Genomic DNA, 25,434 nt, shown 5'->3' with positions numbered 1-25,434 from the left:
GTAAAAATTAAAGTTGCCAAGTGTGGCCGCCCTCACCTGTGCATTTGGTTCTACTAACTCACGGACTGGGTTATTCCCAGCTGGCTATTAACTGCATCGCGAATCTCCCGGTATCGATCAGGCTGAGCGATCAAAGCGTCGAGATTATCCTCGGGAAAGATCCGTTTTTTCTTTGCTTGCACATCTTCTTCTGAAAAAACAGACGGTAACATCAGTTCCAGGCAACGCAAGATTACCTCCGGTGAAACCGATGCGCCCGGTGAGGCTCCCAGTAATGTACCGTAGGATTTATCCTTGGATACCAGAATTTCAGTGCCCATCTGCAAGTCGCGATCTTTAATGATTTGTACCCGCTGGCCAGCCTCAATAGCCTTCCAATCAAATCTCTTGCTTAGTCCGGGAGCAAAGTCTTCCAACTCTTCAAACAGGCTTTTTTCACCTTTAAAGGTTTCTGAAATCAGGTATCTGACCAAGTGGGAGTGTCGCATGGCGACGTTAAGCAAACTGGGAATGTCGTGCAGCCGGATTGAGGTAAGGTAGTCAAAAAATCCACGACCCTTCTCGAGCGCAGGTTTGAACGAGGCGAATGGTCCAAACAGCAAATAGTATTTGCCATCTACTGACCGTAAATCCAAGTGCGGAACAGACATGGGAGGCGCCCCAACCTTGGCTCTTCCGTAGGTTTTTGCCTTGTAATTCTGCGCCTGTTCTTCGCTGATTTCGGCCTGCAAAAATCTCCCGCCAACAGGAAAGCCGGCATATCGATTCCGGGAGGGTAAATGGCTTCTTTTCAGTAACGGGAACGCGCCACCGCCGGCGCCTACAAAAAGCACATCAGCCCGGTATTGAACAGTTCGCCCGTTTTTACTGGCGTTTATAACCCAGCGCCCGGTGGGGCTCCGGTGAGCCCGTGTAACATGAGTGCCGTACTCGACTTTAACGCCCAGATTTGCCACCGCATAGGCCGCCATTTGTTCTGTTAAAGAGCCAAAGTTAACGTCCGTGCCTGTCTCAATAACGGTGGCCGCCATTTTTTCATGGCGAGGGCGGCCGTCCATTGTCAGGGGAATCCAGCTTTTAATTTCGTCGAAGTCATCGGAGTAACGCATCTGCTCAAAAAAGTGGTGCGCGGACATTTCCTGGAACCGCAACTTCAATTCATCAATGGCTGACTCGGAAACAAGGGTGCAGTGCTTGGTCTGATTGATAAAGCTTGTAGGCTGATTGATGGCCCCCTTTTTAACCAGATAAGCCCAAAACTGCTTGGCTACGTTGAATTGGGCGTGGATTTTCAAGGCTTTTTCAACGGAAAGGACTTCGCCATCCACAGGCGTATAGTTTAGCTCGCAGTTTGCCTCGTGCCCGGTTCCCGCGTTGTTGAATGCCCACGAGTTACCAGCTCCAGCGCTGTCGAGCCTTTCCAGAATGGTTATGTCGAGATTGGGCGCCAGCTCCTTTGCCAGGGTGGCAAAGGTGGTACCCATAATCCCTGCGCCAATGATAATTATGTTCATGATGTCGATCCGCCAATTTCAATGTTTCTGATGTCAGTCAGTCGAGCTTTACTCATAACCCACTGCCCAACTGGCACGGCCAAGCTCTATTGCACGTTCAACGTCTGCCCCGGGAACCATAGGCAGCTCTCCCCTTTCTATTGAATCATAGTGAAAGACACACTGGCGTTATGCAAATTCGACAAACGGTGATAATGCCTTGATGACGGTGAAATGTGCCGATCTAGAGAAAACTGCTTCGGTTTCTCGTCGAACGTAGCTACACAAGGTGTAGTGGCGAAATAAGAGTTGGGGCCAGCCAGGCACTCCCACGCACTACTGGAAGAGAACTATTCCGCCCATTTCGTTTCTAATTGCAACTAATAGGGCTATATTGAATTCAGAGCACGACCAAATCGCTCAGTTTCTCGGTGCATTTTTAATGCTAGCGCCTTGTCTGGGTTAATCAGCAAGGAGGATAGTAGATGTCTATAGCATCAGAAAAACAAATGCCCGCAGCGATAGAGGCCTGGCTTGATCCAGAGATGGACTCTGTAAAAGGAACAGAGACACCGAAGGATCTCAACAAAGGTTACATTGCCCTGCTCGGTTGGAGTGTCAACGCCATCAAGGCAGCGCAAAAGTTTGATCGCCGCTATATCGTGGTTGCCCCGGAATGGGCCGCAGATTTTTGTACCGCAAACAAGATACCTTTCATCCCCTGGGATTTTCTCCGTTTGAATGATCGATCCTTTGAGATTGCGCAAAGGCTAAAGGAGGAAGGCGTAGACGTTGCAATACCGCTATTTGAAGAAACCGTCGAGTGGTCCGGAAGGTGATCTACACCACCAATGCCATTGAATCGCTGAACAGCGTGATCCGCAAAGCGACCAAGCGCCGCAAGCTGTTCCCCAGTGATGACTCGGCACTGAAAGTGGCCTTCCTGGCGATCCAGCAGGCCTCGAAGAAATGGACCATGCCGATCCGGGATTGGAAGCCGGCATTGAATCGTTTTATTATCGAATTCGGTGACCGCCTGGACGGCCACCTGTAATGGGGTGGGCAGTTACACAGATTTATTTACAGGCTCCCCATGCATCCTTAGCTCCACTCGCACATACCCACGGCATCTGTTTGCTGTGGGTATGTGCAGAATTAACTCGCTCCATCTGCCTTAACAATGTTCGCCTGTTGCTTGTCTGCAAGCTCCTCCAGATTCATGTACTCACAGTCTTTTTTGGCAATAAAGCTGTCAGCAGAATCGATCAGGATATTGTCATCCTTCATAAATCTGCGGCCAAGCAAAACCGGGTAAGAAAAATTTCCCCTGTCGGTGAGGGAGAACTGGGTTTTGTGGTTGGTGCCTGCAATGCAAAAATCCAGCATCACAACATAACGTCGTTGGGATGGAGCTCCTTTGCGCTTTATAAGCACTGTGCGCTCTACAGGTCGCTCCAGCTCAAGAATCACCTCTTCGTGATCTATCGTGCTGTCATCTGTTATGGGGTGATCTTTATGGTCGGCCAGAGGAATCTGGAATCTCACCCATTTCTGATCGTCTTGCTTGAACTCTTCCACATTCACCGCGTGGAGTGAGGAAGTCTTTGCACCTGTATCCAGCCGGGCTTTTAGCCTCAGGCCGGTATCGTTCATCACCACCCACTCCACAAAGCCGAGTGTTTCGGGAACAGGTACGACGCTTTTGTCTGCTTTCTCGGCGAAAGCTGTGGCGGGAACAATAAGCGCGGTAGCAAGACCTAAAGGGATCAGAAACCTCATTCAATTCCTCCAGCAAATGATTGTAAATCCGGGAAAAAAGATAAGAAATAATCCTCTAGCTCTGAATGCAAAGGCCGTATTTCGTCAATGATTCCGGCAAATGAATTTTGAAAGCGTATGCGTGCGGCCACCCTGTCCAGGGCGTAACCGATGTTATCTAGATCCCGATAGGAGCCAAACCAGTCGTGGGAAACAAGATGTCGGGCGGTTTTGGTCATATCCGGTGACATGAGGTTTTCGTTATTCTGCAGCTCTGCATAAACGTTACTGATAAAGGTGTTCTGATCGGCATTAGTGAACTCGCTCCAATGCTGTAAAAGAAAGTGGTCATAGAGGATATCCAGCGCGATCCCGGAAAACCTGCGGCGCTGGGCAGAAAAAAGCCGCTTGCTGGCCAGTACGTCGGGGTGTTTATCGGTAAAGCTGTCTACCGCCAGGTGATGTCGAACCCCTAACCTTACAGAAGATGGGAGTGCTGCTACGTCGACACCGCGGGCGAAATCCCCAAGCATGCTACCCACCCGCGCTTCAGGCGAGTCGGGGGCAAGAAAAAGATGCGCAAGGTGGTTCAATGTTGTTCCCCGGTTCCAGAGCTGTGTTATTCAGACTGCAACAAACTGCCCGGCATTTCCACACCAGGAATGCTAAAAAGCCCTTTGCTGACGGTGTTTTAATACTTGGGTAATCCTGCTGCAAACCGTGAGTTTTCTTGCGGTTGAGCGCCCCCGGAGGTATTCTGACGCCCTCTCTCGGTTCAGCTAGCTCGGGCATCCATTGAGAAACCTCTACCCTGTTATTTTTATTGTAAGTCTCATGTTTGTGCTGCTAAGCATATTCATGACGCTGCCTGTGTTTTTGATGCTGGGCTCGGATGCGCCGAATGCAGCGTCGTTTGTAGAGTCCGCGGCCATCGTTTTCGGCATAGGGCTGTTCGGCATTGCCACTACTTACCGACAGCCCCGCGATCTGAAACCACGGTACATGTTCGTGCTTACCGTGTCGTCCTGGTTCATTATCGCCCTGCTCTCTGCACTTCCCTTCTACCTTAGCGATGACGGCATTTCTGCTGCAGATGCGTTTTTTGAAGGTGCTTCAGGCATCACAACTACAGGCGCTACGGTATTCAGTGGCCTGGACACCATGGATAAAGACCTGCTTCTCTGGCGCTCGATTCTGCAGTGGATTGGCGGCATAGGGATAATCGGCATGTTCGTAGCCGTGCTTCCATTCCTGCGTGTAGGCGGCATGCGCCTGTTTGCCACCGAGTCTTCAGAATGGACAGACAAAGCGCTTCCAAGAATGAAAACCCTGAGCCGTGGGCTGCTCTTTGTTTACCTCGTGTTCTCAACAATCGCAGTTGTTACATACTGGCTATCCGGAATGTCACTGTTCGACGCGTTTAACCATGGCTTAACCAGTATTGCGACCGGGGGGTTCTCCACGTCGGATATGAGCATGGGTAAGTTCAACGATCTGATCCTTGTGGAAGCCTCGTTTTTCATGATGATTGGCAGCCTGCCATTCTTTCTTTTTGTCAGAGAGATGCATGGTCAGCGCGGAGTGTTATTCAAAGACCAACAGGTGAGATTGTTTCTCACCATATTACTGGTTGTGCCGGCGCTTCTCACCCTATACAGGTGGGCGGTTTCACCGGTGCCTTTTGACCCGGTTCATAATTACATAGCAACCTTGTTTAACGTGACCTCGGTGGTGACGACAACCGGTTATGCCTCTGAAGACTATTCCGCCTGGGGGCCACTGGCGTTCGTATTGTTTTTCTTCCTGATGTTTATTGGCGGCTGTTCCGGCTCAACGTCAGGCGGCATGAAAATTTTCCGCTTTCAGCTTTCTCTGATTGTGCTTCGTGAGCAGTTAATCCGTTTGCTGCACCCACGGGCGGTACTCTCCCGTAACTACAATGGGCGGGCCGTCAGTGATGACATTATCGCGTCTATGATCGCCTATACGTTTATCTTTCTGTTGTGCCTGCTTTTGATCACAGTATCTCTGGCAGCCATGCAGCTCGACTTTATCACGTCGTTGTCAGGTGCATTGACGGCACTCACCAACGTAGGCCCTGGGTTGGGGGACATCATCGGTCCTGCGGGGAACTTTGGCCCATTACCGGATGCCGCCAAATGGATTCTGGCGGTTGGCATGTTAATGGGACGATTGGAAATTCTTAGTGTGGTGATTGTGCTCTCACCGGCATTCTGGCGCAGCTAACCTTTTATCTCTGAACCTGAATGCCGGCACGTTTTAATGGTTTTTAGAGGGCGTGCTTGTGAATGAAGCGCCCGATCTCCTGAATTTCCTCAAGGCACACACTGTGCTCCATAGGGAAGGTCATGTACGCCGGCTCGTAGCCCATTTCCTTGAGTGCCTCCACACTACGCACACCAAGCGATTCCTGAACCATTGGGTCAAAGGTTCCGTGATAAATATTGATTGGAATACCGGCGTTTGCTTTGGAAGGCTTTACCGTTTTCGCTGTGGCGAAGTAGGTGGAAAGTGCCAGAATGCCTGCCAGACGTTTCGGGTATGTCAGGCCAAGCTCATAAGCAACCGCCCCACCCTGTGAAAACCCTGCAATAACGATGTTCTCGGAAGGAATACCGCGTTCAATTTCCCGATCAACCAACTTGCCCACGGCGCGGGCCGATGCCATCAATTGGTCGGTATCTACAATTCGGTCAATATCCATCGCTTTGATGTCATACCAGGCTGGCATGGACATTCCGCCATTGATGGTGACCGGCAGATTGGGCGCGTGGGGGAAGATAAAACGTACCGCTGCATCGTCTGGCAAACCCAACTCTGGCACTACCGGTTCGAAATCATGCCCGCTTGCGCCAAGGCCATGCAGCCAGATAACAGCAGCGGTGGGATTGGCTCGGGTTTCCAGCTCGATATATTGAAGATCCTGCACGCAGTACCTCGTTTTCTGAAAGGGAGATTGTTGTCCGGATTATTCCGGTGCGTTTAACCTGGCGTTTGCATCCAGTGCGCTTTGAACCGGATTAGCATACATATCCAACAGATAGGGTCGAATTGCCGGATCACAAGCTTCGAGTCTTCTTTCCATTTCCGCGCGCGCGGTTTGAATCTCGGCTTCTGACCAGTTTTCGGCGGTTACCACTGACTCTCGAACAACATCCAGGCTGTAAGCGCCCTCAGCATTCTGGCCGCGCATCTCGTAGGCGATCAGGTTAGAGGCGTGCAGGCGATAATTTGCGTGCACCTCGGTGTCGATCACTGCAGCAAGTTCTTTGGCGTTCTCGGGCGCATCGAGAATGGGGGCGCCAAAATGGACGTGCACATGGCCCTTGAACTGGGTCAGCCCTTTCATGATTTGCTCGGTATCTTCACCTTCTGCTTTTTTGTAGCTACCACTGCGGGCTTTTGTTTCCAGTTCGCGGGCTTTATCAGCGTCGCAAGGATCGTATTCGTAGGATATGGACACCGGAACAATGCGGAGCTTGTTCATGGCTTCTGCAAAGCTCAACCCGCTCTTTTTACAACTCATGTAAAACATCTTGATGATTGCCGGGTCGGTAAAATCACGACCGTCTTTAGCGCGCCCTTCTCGCTGGGCAATCCAGATATTCTCGTTACTGGCAACGCTGTAGTTGATAAATCCAGAGAGGGTGATATATGCGTCACGCATTTCCCTCGGGCTGGTCATGTCACGGCGCACAATAAAGCTCTTGTTAAGCCGCATCATCTCAGCAAATACACGGTTTGCGAGCAGGTTGTCACCAATGGCGATCCGAGTGGTACGCAAGTCGTTATGGAACAACAGGTAGTTCACCACCATGGGATCAAAAACAATATCCCTGTGGTTGGATATGAAAAGATAGGCGCCCTGCTTGCTCAAATTCTCCAGGCCGCTGGTGGTTACACGGGCCGTTGTGCTTTCAATCAGTTCACCGATATAGCCAGAAAGCCCAGCCTGCAGATCATCTACCTTTGTGAAGTGTCCAAATCGGCTGGAAAGCCAGCGTCGCGTAAAAAATCGCAAAGGTGCCGGGGCCCAGCGTGCAAGTAAGGGCGACTTGAAGCGCCCGACCATATCCAAAAACTCATGGTCGTTAACCAACCGTTGAATCGCCGGGCCGGTTTCTTCGTCCGAATAGGGACGGATGGCGTCAAATTCCTGCATGGCTGCCCTGTTGTTGTGTGTATCGATTATCTTGAGCTGTTAAACCTAGGCTTAAAACCGCGATATTGTATCGGTTTTCCCGTGGGTTTGCTTCCCAAAAACACGGCTTGTCCGGCCATTCCTTGCGGTGAATCTGGTATGATCCGCTACCTGATTTCACTCCAGCCTCGCGATTGACCGGTTATTCTATGTATCCCGACCAGGACTTTGAACAGCTTTCTGCCGAGAGGCCCACAACTTCTGGCAGAAGCCCCGAACAGGTATTGCACGAAGTGTTCGGGTACGAATCCTTCCGCCCTCTGCAAGGAGATATCATCCATGAGGTGGTGTCTGGTGGCGATGCCTTGGTGCTTATGCCCACCGGCGGCGGTAAATCTCTTTGTTATCAGGTGCCTGCGCTTGTTCGCTCCGGTACGGCGATAGTTATCTCGCCACTGATCGCCTTGATGCAAGATCAGGTTGCTGCACTGCGTGAACTGGGAGTGAAAGCGGCCTTTCTCAATTCCACAATGGATTTCGAGCAGGCGCGCGCTACCGAGTACGCACTTGGCACCGGTGAGCTTGATCTTCTTTATTGTGCACCTGAGAGGCTCATACAGCCCCGTACTCTGCAACTACTGCACGATGCGTCCATTTCGTTATTTGCTATCGACGAGGCCCACTGCGTTTCCCAATGGGGGCATGACTTCCGTTCTGATTATCTGCAGTTGGCGGTGCTCGCTAACGAATTCCCAAACATCCCCAGGATTGCGTTAACGGCCACGGCCGATGAGCGCACCCGCAAAGAGATCGCGGAGCGCCTGTCCCTCACCGAGGCGCGGCACTTCATTAGCGGTTTTGATCGCCCTAATATTCAGTATCGAATAGCGCCTAAGATTAACGCAAACAAGCAGTTGCTTGATTTTATTAAAGCAGAACATGAAGCCGACTGTGGCATAGTTTATTGCTTATCCCGCAACAAAGTGGATGCCACTGCGAAGATGCTAGCCCAGAAAGGTTACACCGCACTGCCCTACCATGCGGGGCTTCCGGCCAACGATCGGGCACGTAATCAGGAGCGTTTCCTCCGGGAAGATGGTGTGATTATTGTGGCCACCATCGCCTTCGGCATGGGCATTGATAAACCGGATGTGCGCTTTGTAGCACACCTCGACTTACCCAAAAGCCTGGAAGCCTATTACCAGGAAACCGGCCGTGCGGGCCGTGATGGCAAGCCTTCTACCGCCTGGATGGTGTACGGACTTCAGGACGTGATTAAACTCCGGCAGATGCTGGAAGCTTCCCAGGGCAATGATCATTTCAAGCGTATTGAACGGCAAAAGCTGGACGCTATGCTCGGGCTGTGTGAAGTAACCAAATGTCGCCGACAAGTTTTGCTGAACTATTTTGGCGATGCACTGGATGCGCCTTGCGGTAACTGTGACACCTGCCTGAACCCGCCTGAGACCTGGGATGGCACGGTGGCGGTGCAAAAAGCACTCTCTTGTGTGTTCCGTACGGGTCAGCGTTTTGGTGTTACCCACCTGATTGATGTGTTACGGGGTTCAGAAAATGAGCGCGTGCTGCAATTGGGACACCATCAGGTATCAACCTATGGCATTGGTGCGGAGTTTTCGGCTAGCGAATGGAAATCGGTGTTCCGTCAACTGGTGGCTAACGGTTACTTGAGAACTGATCCCGATGGCTATGGCGCGTTGCAGCTCACTGAAGAATGCCGTCCACTACTGAAAGGCGAGCACAAGGTCGAATTGCGCAAAGACCCCGTCGTTAAAAAGTCTTCAGGCCGCTCTTCAGGTGGAAGAACAGGAAGCCCGGTTAAAGATCAGGTTACAGATCACGTGGGCTGGGAGGCGTTAAGGGCGTGCCGCAAGGAGCTTGCGGACAAACAAGGCGTGCCGCCTTACGTTATTTTCCACGACACCACTCTTTTCGACATGCTGGAACGCAAGCCTCAAACGCTTGATGAGCTAGCCGGCGTGAACGGTGTGGGTGCGGCAAAACTGGAGAAATACGGCGAGATATTCCTCGCCGCCATTGCCAAGCTGGATCCAGCCTGAGGAACAACCTCAGGCTTCTCCTTATGCCGCGGGCTTGAAGCCTTTCTTGCGAACCCGGTACTGAGCAATGGATGTAGCAACGTGATTGCCGTCCATATCCCGCAGTTCTCCGGTGAGGCTGAATTTCGCCCGACCAGTAGCGTCAGCGTCTGCAAGAATGCCCGCAACCTCTTCCGGTGACAATTCAAACTCGACAGTCACATCCGAATTGGCGGGCAGCAAAAATTGCAGCGTCATTTCCTTCAGGATTGGTGTGTAGGCGGGGCCAAGATCAAACAAGGTGAGTACCCCACCCGGAATTTCCGCCACAAGAAAGTAAGCCCCTGCGTACAGGCTGCCAAAGTGGTTCTTGTTACCTTTGAGCTGTATGCGCGCTCGCACGTAACCCGGGCGAACCTCTTCAACGCTGAACCGGTTTCGGGGCGCGAACGGAATCGACAAGCCTATAAGGCGGTTAACGGCGGCGTAGCCGCCGGTTTTCTTCAGCCACTCGACGGGTTGCGCCAGGGTTGCCTTGGGGTCTGTGGTTGAAATCCATTGACCGGTCGCCCCGATAATATTGTCTATTAAGGCCATCATTGTGCTCCGTAAGTTGTATTGAGGCGGATGATTACAATGCCGGACACACATCGCAACACTCTTTTACATATTTCTGGAGAGATTTGCCGGCTCTCCGGAGAATTCTGATCTAAAGTTTGATTACCCGTAATCTTAGTCATAACGTCAAAACAGCTGGCCTATGCGAGCTGGAACGGATTCGGAACATTTCACAAGGATTCGGATAGTGCGATATGCCCAACGCCGTTTAACCTGTGACCAAGCAGGCACCAAACTGTTTGCTGCCACCAGGCTCTCCCTCACACTCCTTTGTGCGCTTGTGTCGAGTTGCTTTGCTCATGCAAACCCCGCACACAACCCTGTACAAGAGTATGTCCTTTGGTACCGGAATTACGATAGCCCTGCTATCTATGCACTGGTTACTCTGGCATTGGAAAAAACACCCGAGTATGGGGAGTTCCGCATTATCCGGAGCCAGGAGCTTAGCCAAGGGCGAGCACTGCGCGAGCTGGGTCGAGGCGGAACCCGTATGGTGGATATTGCAAACGTGGCCACATCAGCGGAGCGGGAGCAGTTTTTGACCCCTGTGCCGGTTCCTGTAGACGGAGGGTTGCTTGGTTTTCGCGTGTGCGTGGTTATGCCAGAAAGTCTCTCACTGTTTGAGGGTATTCACTCCCTAGACGATCTTCGTGAGAGGGGCGTGCGAATTGGCCAAGGGGATCACTGGCCAGACACTCCAATACTCAGAAACAACGAGATTCCAGTTATTACCCATTCCCGTTACGAAATTCTCTTTGGAATGTTAAGAAAACACCGTTTCGATTGCTTTGCCAGGGGTGTCAGTGAGGTAATTAACGACCTGCAAATGGAAAATGACCCCGAGATGACGATAGAGCCCAACCTGGTGCTGGCCTATCCAATGCCCTCTTACCTGTTTGTAGGCCCTGAAGACCAGGTAACAGCGCACCGTTTGCAGCTCGGAATGGAGCGCGCCATTCGGGACGGCAGTTTTGGCGTGTTTCTTGAGCAGTATTATGGTGCGGCGGTTGCTAATCTTAACCTGGATAAACGCACCATCATCGTTTTGGACAACCCCTTCCTGAGTGAAGAGTCAGGAAGCATTGGCCGCGATACGCTGAACAACCTGCGCTGGCGGATTGAGCTACTTCGCGATTAAGCCCCAATCAAACCCGGAAACGGGATACGTTGCCATCAAGGGTGTGGCCAATCTGTTCTATTTGTCCACTGTAAACGTCATTCTCACTGGCAGCGGCAGCGGCTTCCTGGCCTTGATCCGCAATGCGGGTAATCGACGAATTCAGCTCTTCCGTAACCGAGGTTTGCTCTTCTGAGGCAGTGGCAATCTGAGATGTCATCTGGCTGATAGCGGTAATGGCGCTAGTGATGCGGTTCAGGGAATCCATGGCATCCTGCGCTTTTTCCATGCTTACGTTAGATACCGCTGTTGATGCGTTCATTACATCTACCGCATCATTGGCACCGGTCTGCAGCCGCTCAATCATATCGTTTATTTCTTCAGTGCTGGTTTGGGTGCGCCGCGCAAGGTTTCTTACTTCGTCTGCAACCACGGCAAAACCGCGACCAGCGTCTCCGGCCCGCGCAGCTTCAATGGCTGCGTTCAGTGCCAACAGGTTGGTCTGTTCAGCAATGCCTTGAATAACTTCCAGCACCGTTGTGATAGAGGCAACATCGCGACCTAGTGAATCGATGACTTTTGCAGCTGTGCTTACTTCGCGAGACAGCTGCTGCACCGCATCTCGTGATGCAGACATGGTTTCCAGCGATGCCCTGCTGTCGTCATCCGCTGTGTTAGCTGCGTCTGCCGTTTGCTGGGCGTTTTGTGCAATTTCATGGGCTGCTGCGGACATCTGGTTAATCGCGGCCGCCACCATATCGATTTCGGTTTGTTGATTTTCAACGCTGCTGCGGCTGGTCTTGGCCGTGCTTCTGAGCGCCGTTACGTTGGTAGCCAGTTCGCTGCTACCCTGCTGCACTTCACGAACCACCTGATGAATTTTACCGACAAACTGGTTAAAGCTTGCAGCCAACTGGCCGAACTCGTCGCGGGCGCTGTCGTCTAAACGCTGGGTGAGATCTGCATCGTTTGAGCCTATGTCTGCCATGGCTGCATTCAACCTGCGAATCGGAGCCATCAGGGTACGAATTCCCAAATGCAGTACAACAAGTGATACCAGAAGCCCAACAACAGCCATTATCACGCCGGTTATCATGGCGTTTCGAACAGGGGCGCTTATTTTGTCCTGGTTAACGAAGGTACCCAAATACCAGTCAACACCGCGGGCATCGCTGATAGCATGAAAGCTGGCGCTCCAGTCAGCACCTTCCTGCTTAAAGCTGTGCAAGCCTTCTTTCAGCTTTGGAGCCCCACCAAGTAGCGAGCTGATATTTTTACCTATCAGGCGCCGGGTTGGGTGGTACAGCACCGTGCCGTCATTGCTGATCAGCGCAGCATAACCAGTGCCTGCCAGATTGATCACAGACAGCATGCGCTCAATGGCGTTAAGGGTAATATCCGCACCCACAACACCTTGATGCGTCCCACGCTTCACCGGGGCAAATGTAGAGATAATAATTTCGCCGGTTGCAGCATCCAGGTATGGAGTAGTAAAGGATGAGCGGCCAAGCTCCATGGCTCTTTTGTACCAGGGGCGGGTGCGCGGATCATAGCCCTCAGGTAGAGTGTCAGTATCGGCCTGGCTTTTCATCAACATGTACCCGTCAGCACGGCCCACGTACACATCCTTGAAATTGCCGCCTGTTGAAATTGCCTGCAGCAACGTATGTGCTTGCTTATCGTCTGCCACTGACTCGAGAGCTTTAGCCGTTGATTCGGTCATTATAAGCCGGGTGTTGAGCCATTCAGCAATGCTTGACGTATTCTGCTCTGCAGTGTTTTCGATTAATGAATCCACATAGGTTTGCGACGTGTTTTGCAAACGGAGGTTGCCGGAAATTGTGAAGGCGGCCATAACCAGCAAGAGTAGAATGCTGAAAGTGACGAGTAGCTTTTGACCAAATGTAAGATGCACGGCGCGCTCCCTATTTTGTTTCACTGATTAACGGCCGTCTGTGCGAACTCTTTAATGCCTTCTGATAAACTTGTTTCGTAAATTCATTTCCACGCCGTACAGGAGCCCCACTGAATGGCCCATGAAGAGCTGCATCTAAACCTCCGCAACCTGAAGCTTGATGATTATGAACAGCTTCAGGTACTCATGGATCGGGTCTACGACGATATTGGTGGGGCTTGGCCCAAAGACACCATAAAGGCGTTGGTTGAGCAATTCCCCGACGGGCAGATCTGTATTGAAGATCATGGCGAGCTTGTGGCCGTTGCTCTGACTGTTTCCGTCAAATACGAGCGATTCAGTAACCCTCATACCTATGATGACCTGATTCTGAGCAATGAGCAGATCCGGCATAACCCGAAGGGCGACTCACTTTACGGGCTGGATGTGTTTATCCATCCGGAATATCGCGGGTATCGGCTTGGGCGCCGGCTGTACGAAGCTCGCAAGGAACTATGCCGTTCAATCAACTTGCGTGCCATTCTTGCGGGCGGGCGTATACCCGGCTATCACAAGTATTCCGAGCAGTACACTCCGGCCGAGTACATTGATCGCGTTGACCGCAAAGACATCTACGATCCGATTTTGAGCTTCCAGCTTTCCAACGATTTTCAGGTAACCCGGCTGATGCACAAATACCTGCCAGAGGATGAAAAGTCTCTGGGGTATGCAACCTTGCTCGAGTGGCGGAACATTCTCTATACCCCGCCCTCCTCTGTGTTGAACGAAAAGAAAACCCAGGTTCGTATGGGTGCCGTTCAGTGGCAGATGCGAGAGTTTGGTTCAGTTGAGGAAGTGCTGGAGCAGGTTGAGTACTTTGTGGATGCACTCTCCGATTACAAGAGTGACTTTGCACTCTTCCCGGAGTTTTTCAACGCGCCTCTGATGGGTTTGACCGATCAAGTAGATCAAACCCGAGCCATACGTTTCCTCGCCGGTTTCACGCAGCAGTTCCGGGATCGTATGTCAGAGATGGCGGTGAGCTACAACATCAATATCATCACCGGTTCCATGCCTTTGTTGGAGAACGACCGGGTCTATAACGTGTCCTATCTATGCCATCGGGATGGTCGTGTAGACGAACAGCGGAAGATCCACATTACCCCACACGAGCGCCGTGATTGGGTGGTTGAAGGTGGCAACAAGTTTGAAGTTTTCGACACAGACTCTGGCCGTGTTGCGATTCTTATCTGTTATGACATCGAGTTTCCCGAACTCGGGCGAATTGCAGCAATGAAAGAAGTAGACATAATCTGCGTGCCATTCTGGACAGATACCAAGAACGGCTATTTGAGGGTTCGCCACTGCGCCCAGGCCAGGGCTATCGAAAACGAGTGCTATGTGGTAATCACTGGCAGTGTTGGTAACTTGCCGAAAGTGGAAAACCTTGATGTGCAGTACGCGCAATCGTCGGTGTTTTCACCTTCTGACTTTGCCTTCCCTCACGATGCAGTGATGGCAGAGACCACGCCAAATACCGAGATGATTATGTTCTCGGACATGGATCTCGAAAAACTCACATTGGTGCGTAACGAAGGCTCTGTTACCAACCTTAAAGACCGCAGAATTGACATGTATGAAATTATCACCCGATAGGTGTTGAAGAACAGTATTAAAGGTTTATCGTATGACACTGATGGCGTTGCAAATCTTGCTATCAGTGTCTATTGTTTAATCAGTATTCAAACAGCTTCTGTAGAGACTTGGTATTCATGAACGAAGCGTTGCCCGATCTGGTCGCCCAATTCACAATCCGGCACGGCCTGTTCCGCAAGGAACGGGTTGAAGCTGCGCTATTTGAATTGGACTCTTACGGTTGCGTTATGAAGACGGACAAGATGTTCAACCCCGGCGATACAGTCACGCTTGATCTGGTTATGGATATGCCGTTTGATAAAATTCGGGCGGAGAACGTGCCTGGACTTATTACCGAACGCAGAAAACACTGCAGCAACTTTTTCTACTCAATCGATTTTTCTGATTTAAAGTCTGACGGTGACACCACTCTTGAAGAAAAGTTACGCCGTATCAGAGAGGTGCTTTCCAAAAAGCAGTCGTTGAAATCACGACGTTCCTCAGGTTCCGTGTCCAGCATGCGGCATATGGCCTGATTATTATCCGTTCTACCCGCCTCAAGGAGTGAATACCATGGCGAAAAATGCCAAATCGAGCGTTGATAAAATCGTAAAGAAGGTCAACAAGGAATTTGAGAAGACATCTGCCCAGATAGAAGCGCTGATCAACGATGCGATGAAGCACTTCGATTCCCTGCAACACCAGGTTCAGGATCCGGTGCGTAAGCTACTGAAAGAAGTGGACGAGCTTCGTGAGCGTGAAATGAAGCGTTTCACTGATGAGTTTGAACGCCGGCTGGAAGAGTTCCACGAACTGCAGTCCAGCATTCTCGAGCGTTTGGGCGTTGCCTCGAAAGAAGACATTCGCAAGGCTGAAAAAGAAAGCAAAAAACAGCTTAAGAAAGCCCCTGCGAAAAGCACCGCACCCAAGAAAGAAAGCAAAGCCAAAGCGCCTGCTGCCAAAAAAGCAGCACCTAAAAAAGCCGCAGCCAAAAAGCCCGCAGTAAAAAAAGCTCCTGCAGCGAAAGTAGCGAAAGCCGCTGACAGAAGCGATCTTACCTTGGTTAAAGGTATTGGGCCTGCAACGGCCAAAAAGATGAAAGAGGCTGGCATAACCTCCATCGACCAGATTGCCAATCCATCGGCAGATGATACGGATAAGCTGAAGGCTTTCTCCAGCATCAAGGGGTTCGACCAACTGGCGGCCGAAGCCAAGAAAATTAACTGATGCGAACGCCTGACCAGCCTGTATTACGGGACATAGTTCTGATTGGCGGCGGGCACAGCCACGTCGGGGTACTCAAACGGTTTGCAATGAAACCCGTTCCCGGCGTGCGCTTGACCCTTATTTGCCGTGATACTCACACCCCCTACTCCGGAATGCTGCCAGGTTATGTGGCTGGGCATTACAGCTACGATGATGTGCACATCGACCTGAGCCGGTTGGCAGAATTTGCTGGCGCACGTTTTTATCGCTCCGAAGCCATAGGCATAGATCGCAATCGCAAGCGTGTGATCTGCAAAGGCCGTCCGGATGTGCCTTACGACATACTCTCGATCAATATAGGCTCTTCTCCCAGAGTGAATGAGGTTGAAGGCGCTTCTGAATTTGCAGTGCCTGTAAAACCAATCACCGGATTTAATAATCGATGGCTTGCCTTGCTCTCCCGTATCGAGAATCACCAAGGGCCCTTAACCGTTGGTGTTGTAGGCGCAGGTGCAGGAGGCGTAGAACTCACTCTCGCCATGCAATACCGGCTCAAGAACGAACTGGAAAAACGTGGACGGGATTCTGATCAGCTGCACTTTCATCTATTTGATGCAGCCAAGGAAATTCTTCCAACCCATAACGCCAAAGTTCGTGAGATTTTCCGAAAGACACTCTCTGATCGTGGCGTAAAACTCCACCTTGGGTCCCCGGTAGAAAAGGTCAGCGACAGGTTGTTGCGCACTGCCTCTGGCGAAACCCAGCAGGCCGATGAAGTTCTTTGGGTAACCAGAGCAGGCGGACCAGCCTGGCTTCAAGAAACCGGCCTGGCGCTGGACGACGGCCTGTTCCTGCGAGTGCGAGACACCTTGCAGGTTGAGAACGACGACAGCATTTTTGCCGCCGGCGATATCGCTAACGTGGTTAACCATCCCCGCGAGAAAGCGGGGGTGTTTGCTGTGCGTCAAGGCCCCCCTCTGGCGGACAACCTTAAACGCATGGCATTGGGCAAGGCCCCCAAAGATTTCCATCCCCAGAAAAAATGGTTGGCGTTGATCAGCACCGGTGACAAGTATGCGGTAGCTTCCCGTGGTGATATGCAGTTCGATGGTGCCCTGGTGTGGCGCTGGAAAGACTGGATCGACCGCCGATTCATGGAAAAATTCACCGATCTTCCTGCCATGGAAGAATCTGGCGCCCTGCCCGATACAGCAGCAGCCCAGAATCCTGAGGAGGCATCCCAGGCCATCTCTGCAGTTGCTATGCGCTGCGGTGGGTGCGGTGCCAAAGTTGGCAGTACGGTGCTTTCCCGTGCACTGGGTGAGCTTCGGCCCATTGATCGGGACGATATTATTATCGGCCTGCATGCGCCCGATGACGCAGCCGTGCTGAGAGTCCCGCCAGGAAAAGCGGTGGTGCATACCGTCGACTTTTTCAGAGCATTTATTGACGACCCTTACACATTTGGCCGCGTTGCAGCCAACCATGCCTTGGGCGATGTATTTGCTATGGGCGCAGAAGCCCAGAGTGCCACCGCTGTGGCTACGGTGCCTTACGGTATTGAATCCAAAGTGGAGGACGTTGTTTTCCAGATGATGTCTGGCGCTGTAGATGTGTTGAATGAAGCCGGTTGTGCTTTGGTGGGGGGTCATACTGGTGAAGGCCAGGAGCTTGCTCTGGGCTTTGCAGTTAATGGCTTGATAGATCCCGATGAAGTGATGAGTAAAGGCGGCTTGCGAGCTGGTGATGTACTCATTCTCACCAAGCCGATTGGCACTGGAACGCTATTCGCCGCTCACGCCCGCTTGGCGGCCAAAGGACGATGGATAGATTCGGCCCTCGCCTCCATGGTGCAGTCCAACAAGGCGGCGGCAGACTGCCTGCGTCGTTCAGGTTCAAAAGCCTGTACCGATGTGACCGGTTTCGGATTGTTGGGTCACTTGGTTGAAATGACACGGCCATCGGGTGTGGATGCAGAGCTGGACCTATCTGCGATACCCATCCTGCCCGGAGCGGAAGAAACAGCTGCAGCAGGCATTCTCAGCTCTCTTCAACCGGCCAACATACGCTTGCGTCGTGGTATTCGGGATCAGGAAAAATGGGTGAATCACCCACGCTATCCGCTGATTTTTGATCCGCAGACTGCGGGCGGCTTGTTGGCGAGTATTGCGGCTGATAAGGCAGAAGAGTGTGTTCGAGAGCTGAAAGCCCTGGGCTATCCGCACACAGCCATTATCGGTCGGGTTACTCCACAAGATGAAAGTGGACCAATCGAGCCAATTACCTTAAAGGAATGAACTCAGGGTTGATTCCTGGAACAGCGCTGCACGGCAAGTAAAAGCGCCTGCTCCAGGGATTCCTGCTCTTTTTCTGGTGTGAACTTGCCAGCCAGCTGGCTCACCTGCTCTCGTAACTGAACCAAAAATGCTGAATCCGTCTCAGCCCGCGTGAGCACAGCAGCCAGCGCGGACGTATTGCCTACCGGGTAGTACCCGCCATAATCCTTACCAAGCAACCCGATATTACCGGAAATATCGGAGGCTACTACCGGTAAGCCGGCACGGCAGGCCTCTGAGACCACATTAGCGCCACCCTCCATGAGGGAGCTCATTACCAACAACTGGCTAGTGGCCATCAGCTGCAAAACATCGGCTTTCTCAAGCTCACCAAGCCAGTGGAATCGTGGGTTCTCATCGGCTTCCCGGGTCGCAAGGCCTTCCCAGTGAGCGTCGTGTGCCTTGCCTGCACACATCACACGAATTCGGGAAGCTGTGGGCATCAACCTTGCCGCCTTGGCTGCTCGCAGTGAGTCCTTTTCAGACCTGAGGTGGCCGATAACACACACATTGAAGTCTGACGTCGCAGAAGCAGCCGCTCCCGGCGCCTCAGGTGGCTTGTCAGCTGACTGGAAAAGCGTGACCAGTTTGTCCCGGAATCTTTCGGGAATATCGTCCCCCACTTGAGCATGCAATCCAATCAGCGCGTCAGCCACCTGCATGGAATAAAGAGTTTGCTCAGGGTATTTATACTGGTGCCGATAGATGTCTGTTCCCGTGAGAGCGACGACCAAAGGTTTACCCGGCCAGGATTCACGAAACAAACGAATGGCATCGTGGCTTCGCCAGGCATGCAGCGCGAGAAATAAATCACAGGCTTCACCCTTGTATTCCGTGATAACGGACACTTGATGCCCTGATTGTTCCAGCAACGCCTGCCAGCGCTCAGCGGTTGCCCTGTTTCCAGCTTTGGAGCCAGGAGCGGCAGGCGTAATGATGATAATATCCATAAGCATCTTTGGTATAAGGGCCCCCTTTCAGAGCCCGGGTGAAACTTTGGTAGACTTACAAGCTATTTCCGGAGAATAGTGCCCGGATATATGACCTGATTAAACCCTTAAACCGTATAGCTGTTCAGGCTTTGCGGCAATCAGAGTATCCTTCACCTGTACTATATCAGTCACATAACCGATCAAGGATTTCAAATGGCTTTGAATCTTATACGGAAGTTAGTGGTATCCAGCTTGTTCTGCGTCACCGCCGTAACCGCATCGGCGGAAACATTTGTATTTACAGCGATCCCTGATGAGGACGAAACCAAACTGGTAGAGCGTTTTCGTGGAGTGGCAGATTACCTCTCCGAGCAACTGGATGTTGATGTACGTTACATTCCAGTGAAATCCTATGCTGCAGCGGTTTCTGCATTCCGTAACAACCAGGTTCAGCTCGCCTGGTTTGGTGGCCTTTCCGGCGTGCAGGCCCGCAGGTTGGTTCCAGGTTCTGAGGCAATCGCTCAAGGTGTTGAAGACGAAGCTTTCGAAACCTATTTTATTGCCAATACCACCACTGCAATTAAGCCGACTGAGAAACTCAGCGATCTGGAAGCTCCAATGAAGGGCAAAACCTTCACCTTCGGATCCAAAGGCTCAACGTCTGGTCGCCTGATGCCAGAGTTCTATGTGCGCGACACCTTTGGTACCAAGCCTGAGGATTTCTTCTCGCGCGTTGGCTTCAGCGGTAATCACACACGCACTCTGCGTTTGGTTGAAGCCGGAACCTACGATATTGGAGCGCTCAACTTCCAGGTTTGGGAGAAAGAGTTGAGTGACGGGAACATTGATACGGATGCCGTTCAGGTTATATGGAAAACCCCCGCCTACCCGGATTACCAGTGGACTATTCGCGGTGATGTAGATGAGCGTTTTGGCGAAGGCTTCAAGCAGCGCGTTACTGAAGCACTGTTGAACCTCGATAACCCTGAACTGCTGGAAAGCTTCCCACGCTCAGGTTTTATTCCCGCCTCTAACGACGACTATGAGCCGATTCGTAAAACAGCTGAAGAGATTGGAATCCTCGATTGATGTCAGGCTTCGCTTTCTCTGGCCTTACGGCTTCATTCAGCGGCAAGCGGGTTATAGGCCCGCTTTCGCTGCAGGTTAACCCGGGCGAAAAAATCGCGCTCGTGGGTAAAAGCGGCGCTGGTAAATCCACACTCATCCGTTTGATGCACGAACGTGTCAATCGGGAGTCGTCGCTTATCCCCCAAGAGCTGGGTTTGGTGAGTGCTTTGTCAGTATTCCATAACGTATACATGGGGCAACTGGACAAGCACTCAACCTGGTATAACACGATTACACTGGCACGCCCCTTTGCCAAGGACCGCGCTGAGGTGACCACCCTTCTTCAGTCACTTGGAATGACGGAAAAGTTCTGGACACCCACGGCGTCACTGTCAGGCGGGCAAAGACAACGTGTTGCGATTGCCCGCGCTTTATACCGCAAGGCATCCATTCTGCTAGCTGATGAGCCTGTTTCAGCGCTCGATGGGCCCATGGCAAATACGGTAATGACGCTACTTCGGGATCGGTTTTCTACCAGTATTATTGCGCTGCACGACGTTGATCTGGCGCTGGATTACTGCACCAGAATAGTGGGCATTCAGGATGGCCAAATCGCCCTCGATGAACCAAGCGCGAACCTTGTGGCTTCAGACATCATGTCTCTTTACTAGGTAACTCGGCCGTTCCATGTTCTCTTCCCCAACGGTTCGTACCAGTTTTATTTTCCTTGCCATTGCCTTGGTCGGGCTTCTGTTTGCCGATATTGCCATCACAGCATCCAATCCCTGGCGAGATCTGGGCAATTTCTTCCTTGGAATCGTAACGCCCAACTTTTTCAGCAGTGAAGGCCTGATGACCGCCCTGCTTAGAACGGTTGCGTTCGCGTTCGTAGGCGTTGCGCTTGGGGGAGTAGCGGGATTCCTTCTCGCTCTGGCTTACCGATCCCTGCCCGTGCGCATGTTTTGTGCATTTGTTCGCGCAATACACGAGCTGTTCTGGGCGCTGATTTTCCTTCAATTCTTTGGCTTTCATCCCCTAACCGGGGTACTGGCAATTGCCATCCCTTACGCGGGCATTTTTGCCAAGGTGTACTCGGAAATTCTCGAAGAAGCCGATCCGGAGCCCGGTCGGGCGTTGCCACCAGGCACAGGAATCATCTCGGCATTTCTCTACACCCGCATTCCAGACTGCTGGGTGAAAATGCGGACCTATACCGCGTACCGCCTTGAGTGCGGCTTGCGCTCCAGCGCCATCCTGGGCTTTGTTGGTTTGCCAACACTCGGCTTTTACCTGGAGGCATCGTTCTCCCAAGGGCTGTATTCAGACGCCGGCGCCATGCTGATCCTGTTTTACGTGTTGATTGCCACAATGCCCCTTTGGGTGCGTCCAAAGCTGCTGCCCGTGTATATTCTCGGCGCTCCCTTCTTTCTTGGCGAAGGCTTGCCCATTGTGTGGGGTAACGTGCAACGCTTTTTTACTGAAGACATAGTTCCCGCGCCATTGCGTAATGGAGAGGGTCTTGCTGGCCTTGCGCCCTGGCTGAACGACCTGATGATTAACGAGGCTATGCCGGGCATCTGGAACACCATTGTGCTTACCCAGATTGCGCTGGTGGCCACAGGGATTATATCGCTGCTGGCATTCCCGTTAATTTCCAACCACTTTGGCGGGCCCATAAGGCGCAATGCTGGCCATGTTGCATTGGTAATAGCGCGCTCTACGCCGGAATACATTCTGGCTTATATTCTCCTCCAACTCTGGGGGCCGTCGATGTTGCCCGCAGTGGTAGCCCTGGCCTTGCACAACGGCGGTATCATAGGGCACCTGATAGGCCGACAAACCAACACAATCAAACTTCGCCCCGACGCGCCAAACGGAATTAACCGATATGGGTGGGAGTTGGTACCCCGCGTTTATCGCTCATTTCTGGCATTTTTGTTTTATCGCTGGGAAATTATCATGCGGGAGACAGCCATTCTGGGGATTCTCGGCATCTACACCCTTGGGTTCTATGTAGACAGCGCCATACAGAATATCCGGTTTGACCGTGCCATGGTGCTAATCCTGATCACAGCCCTGCTGAACATAGGTGTTGATACGCTTGGGCGCTATATTCGTCGCAAGCTGGCCCTCAAAACCATGCCAACCTGCTAAGTCTCGGTGCTGAATACTCAGGGCCTACCCGTTTACCGCTTACACTCTATGTGGCCAGACACCATGTCGGAACCGCCAGAGACACTGCCCAGAATGTCAGATTTAGCAAAGATACCCGAGCGGTGTAGCAAGGAAATGCCCACGTAACAGTTCCTAACGGCTTTGTTTTCAGTCATCAGGCGCAGTGGCACATCAATTTGCCCTTCAAGGTAGTTGAGAAAGTGAGAGGTGTTTCGCTCCCGCTCCGCTTGTTTGACCTGCTCTACATACGGAACTTTTGCGGCGTAAGAAAAGCCAAAGCCAATACCTAAACGAAACCACTCCTTAGATGACCATGGCGGGTTAGCCGGGGTCATGGCCATCACGTAAGCATTGTATTCACCAAAGTCATCCTGGTATCCGTTTTCAAAACGCCGGTTAAGGGACAACCTGCCCCAGTAGTCGACGTATTTGCCATCTGAAATCAGCTTTCCGAGAGTTAAGCCGGCCATATACGCGTGAACATCCTCGCTGCGCTTGAGCCTGCCTGTCATTGTTCGCGTAAAAGGGCCCTCTGCCTGGTAGCCGGCATTTAGCCGCCACGACCACTCTCCAGCGCGCTCTGAGCCAGACTGCTTGGTTGAGTCATCCAGTGCATTTCCGAACAGGTAGGCAAAGCCGAAAGAGGCGGAAACAAGCTGGGACTCGTCCACCAGGGGGCTGTTATAGATTTCACTATCTACATGTTGAGAGGCAACGTTTGTAAATAACAGCAAGCGGGATGTTGCCCGGTACGAAGTGTTAACACCGGCACGCCAGAACGCTGCAGAATCTGGCTTATAAACAGGTCTGTCGGCCCTGGCCTCTTCGGCATCAACGCCGTAATAATAGTCTGTAAGATCGCTGTCCTGGTATACGTAGCTGAAAAATGGGGTGAAAGACCAGCGCCCGATCTCCATGCCATAAGCGTAAGTGAAATCCCACTCATAGCCATTGTGAACACCAAGTATGTCGTTTGCCCAGGTTGTTGAAAGTGAACCCCAGTCGCCGGAAACCGTGGCTGAAAAGCCCATATCTACGGTCTGATCCCTATCGTTGATACCGTTAAAATAAGAGGTGGCATCTGATTCGAGCTGATTGAATCGATATTTGGCGAGCATATTTACACTCAACCAGTCTGATTTGAAAAGATGCGCTCCTGCAGAGGTGCCATGGGCGAATAACCATTTACCTTCATAAAGATAGAGTGGGATAAGGTCTGCCTTACTGTCTTTGTCCATGCCAGAAATGTTATCCACACCAGTGTAAGGGCTGGTTCCCCTGCGCAGGGCTGCCCCAAGGCCAACGGTGCCAGCCGGCACTTCGATAACAGAGGTTCTGGTGTCGGGCAGGCTGGCATAAGCATCACCCATGATCAAAGAGAGGCTCAGACAAACACTAAGCCTGGTAAATCCACGTTGCATCTTGTATTTCCCGTGTGTCGCAGGTGCCGTTGGTTATAGAACAGGGCCAATGGTTGCGATAACGTTGTGCCAAATCCTTTCGTGATAATGCCAGGCAAGAACCTCAGGCAAAGTGACCACCTCAGATTGACTGATATAGCTCTGTTGGCGTTCGGTGATGGCCTGCGTTGTGGCTTCATCCTGCAGAAGGATGTTGTTTTCATAGTTCAGGTCGAAGCTTCTTAAATCGAGATTCGACGATCCGATCAGGCTGATTTTGCCGTCAATGGTGAGGGTTTTTGCATGCAGCAATCCCCCTTTAAACTCATGAATAACACAGCCGGCATCGAGCAGCCGGTGATAATAGCTGCGACTTGCAGCGGCCACAATCAAGCTGTCGTTAATTTTAGGGAAGATCAGCGCTACTTTCACACCCCTGTAGGCAGCCGCGCAAAGGGCTTCAAGAACCGTAGCATCGGGAACAAAGTAAGGTGTAGAGAGTGTCAGTTCGCTTTGGGCGCATGCAAACAGGTTGGCAAAAAGATGGGGTGTAGCACCATGACGCTCAGTTGGGCCAACGCCCATAACCTGTGCAGGAAATCCTTCTTTGCCCCGCCCAGACGATAAAGGGATACCATCCAAAGACTCGTTGGTAGCCTGCATCCAGTCACTGGCAAACAGTAATTGATTTTGAACCACCACCGGCCCGGTAAACCGGAGCATGATATCTACCCAGGGCGCGTACTTGGCTTTAATCAGAAACTCAGGGTCTGCGGAGTTCCGGCTGCCGCAATAAGTAATGCGGGCATCAATCACTGTAATCTTGCGGTGGTTTCGAAGATCCAATCTGCTGGTCAGAATGGTGCGAATGGGATGCTTCAGGGATAGAGCAACCGCCATACGAACGCCCGCCTCTTTCATACGCTGCCAGAGCGGCGAGTTTATGATTGCACGGGAACCCAGCCCATCCGCCATGGCACGGCAGACCACACCTCTTTGTGCGGCTCGAATCAAGGCTTCAGCAATGGCGTGACCGGTGTTGTCGTCAAGCCAGATATAGTAAAGCACGTGAACATGATCGGTAGCGGCGTCGATATCGGCCACCATTCTGGAAAGAGTCTCATCGCCATCTCTCATCAACTCGGCAGTATTGCCTGTTGAAGGATGGAAGCCATTTATCGAACCCGCATAGCGAAACGCGGGGCGGTATACGGGATCAATCAGTGTTTCAGTATTGGTGGCGTCACCCATAAACCAGGACGCTTTCGCTCTTATTTCGCGGAAGACCTCTTTGTGTCGTTTGCTTGCGCGGTTGCCGATATCTGTTTCGCCGAACAGGAAATAAATAGCACTGCCGAAATAAGGCAATAAATTAAGAACCACAAACCACGCGAGCCGCCCGGGCGGCGATAGATCATCCCGTAACAAAATCCGGATGGTAAAAGTAAGAACCAACAGAGTGTGGAGTACCAGAATAATTGTCATCAGGCTGCCTTTGGGAGTATTGGGGCCTTCTCTCTTTCATTAGCCACTGGGAACCTTGTCACAATTTCTGCAGGTTAGTCGATTTAAAGGCCGTTTAT

20 protein-coding genes and 2 pseudogenes are annotated in these 25,434 nt (G+C 51.8%); 12 read left to right on the top strand and 10 right to left on the bottom strand.

What is annotated here, in order from left to right:
• Nucleotides 1–53: 53 nt before the first annotated feature.
• Nucleotides 54–1,514: a malate:quinone oxidoreductase gene (locus RKA07_RS11595; protein WP_200371836.1), complete on the bottom strand. Its 1,461-nt coding sequence runs from the start codon at nucleotides 1,512–1,514 to the stop codon at nucleotides 54–56.
• Nucleotides 1,515–1,978: 464 nt separating this feature from the next.
• Here RKA07_RS11595 and RKA07_RS11590 point away from each other — a divergent pair.
• Together RKA07_RS11590 and RKA07_RS11585 are read left to right on the top strand one after the other, a co-directional pair.
• A pseudogene (locus tag RKA07_RS11590) lies at nucleotides 1,979–2,326 on the top strand (carboxylate--amine ligase); the annotation flags it as partial.
• Nucleotides 2,320–2,547: pseudogene (locus tag RKA07_RS11585) on the top strand (transposase); the annotation flags it as partial. The pseudogenes RKA07_RS11590 and RKA07_RS11585, both read left to right, overlap by 7 nt.
• A 101-nt stretch (nucleotides 2,548–2,648) precedes the next feature.
• On the opposite strand, the gene RKA07_RS11580 reads toward RKA07_RS11585, so the two are convergent.
• Both RKA07_RS11580 and RKA07_RS11575 read right to left on the bottom strand, forming a co-directional pair.
• Nucleotides 2,649–3,272, bottom strand: coding sequence for an ATP-dependent zinc protease family protein (locus tag RKA07_RS11580; RefSeq protein WP_200371834.1), 624 nt, complete (start codon nucleotides 3,270–3,272; stop codon nucleotides 2,649–2,651).
• A complete protein-coding gene (locus tag RKA07_RS11575; RefSeq protein ID WP_200371833.1) occupies nucleotides 3,269–3,844 on the bottom strand; it encodes an acyl carrier protein phosphodiesterase in 576 nt (191 codons plus the stop codon). The genes RKA07_RS11580 and RKA07_RS11575 overlap by 4 nt, the downstream gene beginning before the upstream one ends.
• Before the next feature lie 241 nt (nucleotides 3,845–4,085).
• Between RKA07_RS11575 and RKA07_RS11570 the strand changes: the two genes are divergently transcribed.
• On the top strand, nucleotides 4,086–5,498 hold the full coding sequence (locus tag RKA07_RS11570; RefSeq protein WP_200205240.1) for a TrkH family potassium uptake protein: 1,413 nt from the start codon (nucleotides 4,086–4,088) through the stop codon (nucleotides 5,496–5,498).
• A gap of 43 nt (nucleotides 5,499–5,541) precedes the next feature.
• Here RKA07_RS11570 and RKA07_RS11565 read toward each other — a convergent pair whose 3' ends face one another.
• On the bottom strand, nucleotides 5,542–6,201 hold the full coding sequence (locus RKA07_RS11565; RefSeq protein WP_200205239.1) for an alpha/beta hydrolase: 660 nt from the start codon (nucleotides 6,199–6,201) through the stop codon (nucleotides 5,542–5,544).
• A gap of 39 nt (nucleotides 6,202–6,240) precedes the next feature.
• Nucleotides 6,241–7,434, bottom strand: a complete 1,194-nt coding sequence (locus tag RKA07_RS11560) for a 1-acyl-sn-glycerol-3-phosphate acyltransferase (protein WP_200371832.1) — start codon at nucleotides 7,432–7,434, stop codon at nucleotides 6,241–6,243.
• A 188-nt stretch (nucleotides 7,435–7,622) separates the two neighbouring features.
• Here RKA07_RS11560 and recQ point away from each other — a divergent pair, with 188 nt between their 5' ends.
• On the top strand, nucleotides 7,623–9,491 hold the full coding sequence (gene recQ, locus RKA07_RS11555; RefSeq protein WP_200371831.1) for a DNA helicase RecQ: 1,869 nt from the start codon (nucleotides 7,623–7,625) through the stop codon (nucleotides 9,489–9,491).
• 21 nt (nucleotides 9,492–9,512) lie between these two features.
• Here the strand turns inward: recQ and RKA07_RS11550 are convergent, their stop codons facing one another.
• Nucleotides 9,513–10,067 (bottom strand): DUF4442 domain-containing protein, encoded by a 555-nt coding sequence (locus tag RKA07_RS11550; protein ID WP_200371830.1) that lies wholly within the window; start codon nucleotides 10,065–10,067, stop codon nucleotides 9,513–9,515.
• 208 nt (nucleotides 10,068–10,275) lie between these two features.
• Between RKA07_RS11550 and RKA07_RS11545 the strand changes: the two genes are divergently transcribed.
• Entirely contained in the window at nucleotides 10,276–11,226 is a 951-nt protein-coding gene (locus RKA07_RS11545) for a hypothetical protein (RefSeq protein WP_227715025.1), read from the top strand.
• A gap of 7 nt (nucleotides 11,227–11,233) precedes the next feature.
• Here the strand turns inward: RKA07_RS11545 and RKA07_RS11540 are convergent, their stop codons facing one another.
• Nucleotides 11,234–13,120, bottom strand: a complete 1,887-nt coding sequence (locus RKA07_RS11540) for a methyl-accepting chemotaxis protein (RefSeq protein WP_200371829.1) — start codon at nucleotides 13,118–13,120, stop codon at nucleotides 11,234–11,236.
• Between the two features lie 114 nt (nucleotides 13,121–13,234).
• On the opposite strand from RKA07_RS11540, the gene RKA07_RS11535 reads away from it, so the two are divergent.
• The 4 genes from RKA07_RS11535 to selD all read left to right on the top strand — a co-directional run bounded on the left by RKA07_RS11535 (nucleotide 13,235) and on the right by selD (nucleotide 18,237).
• Nucleotides 13,235–14,755: a bifunctional GNAT family N-acetyltransferase/carbon-nitrogen hydrolase family protein gene (locus RKA07_RS11535; RefSeq protein WP_200205234.1), complete on the top strand. Its 1,521-nt coding sequence runs from the start codon at nucleotides 13,235–13,237 to the stop codon at nucleotides 14,753–14,755.
• Nucleotides 14,756–14,871: 116 nt separating this feature from the next.
• Nucleotides 14,872–15,270, top strand: coding sequence for a hypothetical protein (locus RKA07_RS11530; RefSeq protein WP_200371828.1), 399 nt, complete (start codon nucleotides 14,872–14,874; stop codon nucleotides 15,268–15,270).
• A 37-nt stretch (nucleotides 15,271–15,307) separates the two neighbouring features.
• Nucleotides 15,308–15,961 carry a helix-hairpin-helix domain-containing protein gene (locus RKA07_RS11525; protein ID WP_200371827.1) on the top strand — a complete coding sequence of 218 codons (654 nt, stop codon included), beginning with the start codon at nucleotides 15,308–15,310 and terminating at the stop codon, nucleotides 15,959–15,961.
• Nucleotides 15,961–18,237, top strand: coding sequence for a selenide, water dikinase SelD (gene selD / locus RKA07_RS11520; RefSeq protein WP_200371826.1), 2,277 nt, complete (start codon nucleotides 15,961–15,963; stop codon nucleotides 18,235–18,237). Before RKA07_RS11525 ends, selD begins: the two co-directional genes overlap by 1 nt.
• 2 nt (nucleotides 18,238–18,239) lie before the next feature.
• Here the strand turns inward: selD and senB are convergent, their stop codons facing one another.
• A complete protein-coding gene (gene senB, locus RKA07_RS11515) occupies nucleotides 18,240–19,226 on the bottom strand; it encodes a selenoneine biosynthesis selenosugar synthase SenB (RefSeq protein ID WP_200371825.1) in 987 nt (328 codons plus the stop codon).
• Between the two features lie 195 nt (nucleotides 19,227–19,421).
• Here senB and RKA07_RS11510 point away from each other — a divergent pair, with 195 nt between their 5' ends.
• Genes RKA07_RS11510 through RKA07_RS11500 form a run of 3 tightly spaced genes read left to right on the top strand, consistent with a single transcriptional unit; the run spans nucleotide 19,422 to nucleotide 22,430 of the window.
• Nucleotides 19,422–20,297, top strand: coding sequence for a putative selenate ABC transporter substrate-binding protein (locus RKA07_RS11510; RefSeq protein WP_200205229.1), 876 nt, complete (start codon nucleotides 19,422–19,424; stop codon nucleotides 20,295–20,297).
• The gene (locus RKA07_RS11505; RefSeq protein ID WP_200205228.1) at nucleotides 20,297–20,947 is read left to right on the top strand and encodes a phosphonate ABC transporter ATP-binding protein; all 651 of its coding nucleotides are present in this window, start codon (nucleotides 20,297–20,299) and stop codon (nucleotides 20,945–20,947) included. The genes RKA07_RS11510 and RKA07_RS11505 overlap by 1 nt, the downstream gene beginning before the upstream one ends.
• A 16-nt stretch (nucleotides 20,948–20,963) precedes the next feature.
• Nucleotides 20,964–22,430, top strand: coding sequence for a PhnE/PtxC family ABC transporter permease (locus tag RKA07_RS11500; RefSeq protein ID WP_200205227.1), 1,467 nt, complete (start codon nucleotides 20,964–20,966; stop codon nucleotides 22,428–22,430).
• 32 nt (nucleotides 22,431–22,462) lie between these two features.
• Here RKA07_RS11500 and RKA07_RS11495 read toward each other — a convergent pair whose 3' ends face one another.
• Nucleotides 22,463–23,872 (bottom strand): MipA/OmpV family protein, encoded by a 1,410-nt coding sequence (locus tag RKA07_RS11495; RefSeq protein ID WP_200371824.1) that lies wholly within the window; start codon nucleotides 23,870–23,872, stop codon nucleotides 22,463–22,465.
• 33 nt (nucleotides 23,873–23,905) lie between these two features.
• Nucleotides 23,906–25,336, bottom strand: coding sequence for a cardiolipin synthase (gene cls, locus RKA07_RS11490; protein WP_200205225.1), 1,431 nt, complete (start codon nucleotides 25,334–25,336; stop codon nucleotides 23,906–23,908).
• Nucleotides 25,337–25,434 lie beyond the last annotated feature (98 nt).

Source organism: Marinobacter xiaoshiensis, from assembly GCF_031631795.1.
Taxonomy (GTDB): Bacteria; Pseudomonadota; Gammaproteobacteria; order Pseudomonadales; family Oleiphilaceae; genus Marinobacter; species Marinobacter xiaoshiensis.
This window is presented reverse-complemented; position numbering and strand designations above follow the sequence as displayed.

Excerpts from the sequence above, each read along its gene's own strand:
- RKA07_RS11595 (WP_200371836.1), bottom strand. The coding sequence starts at position 1,514 with ATGAACATAATTATCATTGGCGCAGGGATTATGGGTACCACCTTTGCC.
- RKA07_RS11580 (WP_200371834.1), bottom strand. The coding sequence starts at position 3,272 with ATGAGGTTTCTGATCCCTTTAGGTCTTGCTACCGCGCTTATTGTTCCC.
- RKA07_RS11570 (WP_200205240.1), top strand. The coding sequence starts at position 4,086 with ATGTTTGTGCTGCTAAGCATATTCATGACGCTGCCTGTGTTTTTGATG.
- RKA07_RS11560 (WP_200371832.1), bottom strand. The coding sequence starts at position 7,434 with ATGCAGGAATTTGACGCCATCCGTCCCTATTCGGACGAAGAAACCGGC.
- recQ (WP_200371831.1), top strand. The coding sequence starts at position 7,623 with ATGTATCCCGACCAGGACTTTGAACAGCTTTCTGCCGAGAGGCCCACA.
- RKA07_RS11550 (WP_200371830.1), bottom strand. The coding sequence starts at position 10,067 with ATGGCCTTAATAGACAATATTATCGGGGCGACCGGTCAATGGATTTCA.
- RKA07_RS11535 (WP_200205234.1), top strand. The coding sequence starts at position 13,235 with ATGGCCCATGAAGAGCTGCATCTAAACCTCCGCAACCTGAAGCTTGAT.
- RKA07_RS11530 (WP_200371828.1), top strand. The coding sequence starts at position 14,872 with ATGAACGAAGCGTTGCCCGATCTGGTCGCCCAATTCACAATCCGGCAC.
- RKA07_RS11525 (WP_200371827.1), top strand. The coding sequence starts at position 15,308 with ATGGCGAAAAATGCCAAATCGAGCGTTGATAAAATCGTAAAGAAGGTC.
- selD (WP_200371826.1), top strand. The coding sequence starts at position 15,961 with ATGCGAACGCCTGACCAGCCTGTATTACGGGACATAGTTCTGATTGGC.
- senB (WP_200371825.1), bottom strand. The coding sequence starts at position 19,226 with ATGGATATTATCATCATTACGCCTGCCGCTCCTGGCTCCAAAGCTGGA.
- RKA07_RS11510 (WP_200205229.1), top strand. The coding sequence starts at position 19,422 with ATGGCTTTGAATCTTATACGGAAGTTAGTGGTATCCAGCTTGTTCTGC.
- RKA07_RS11505 (WP_200205228.1), top strand. The coding sequence starts at position 20,297 with ATGTCAGGCTTCGCTTTCTCTGGCCTTACGGCTTCATTCAGCGGCAAG.
- RKA07_RS11500 (WP_200205227.1), top strand. The coding sequence starts at position 20,964 with ATGTTCTCTTCCCCAACGGTTCGTACCAGTTTTATTTTCCTTGCCATT.
- RKA07_RS11495 (WP_200371824.1), bottom strand. The coding sequence starts at position 23,872 with ATGCAACGTGGATTTACCAGGCTTAGTGTTTGTCTGAGCCTCTCTTTG.
- cls (WP_200205225.1), bottom strand. The coding sequence starts at position 25,336 with ATGACAATTATTCTGGTACTCCACACTCTGTTGGTTCTTACTTTTACC.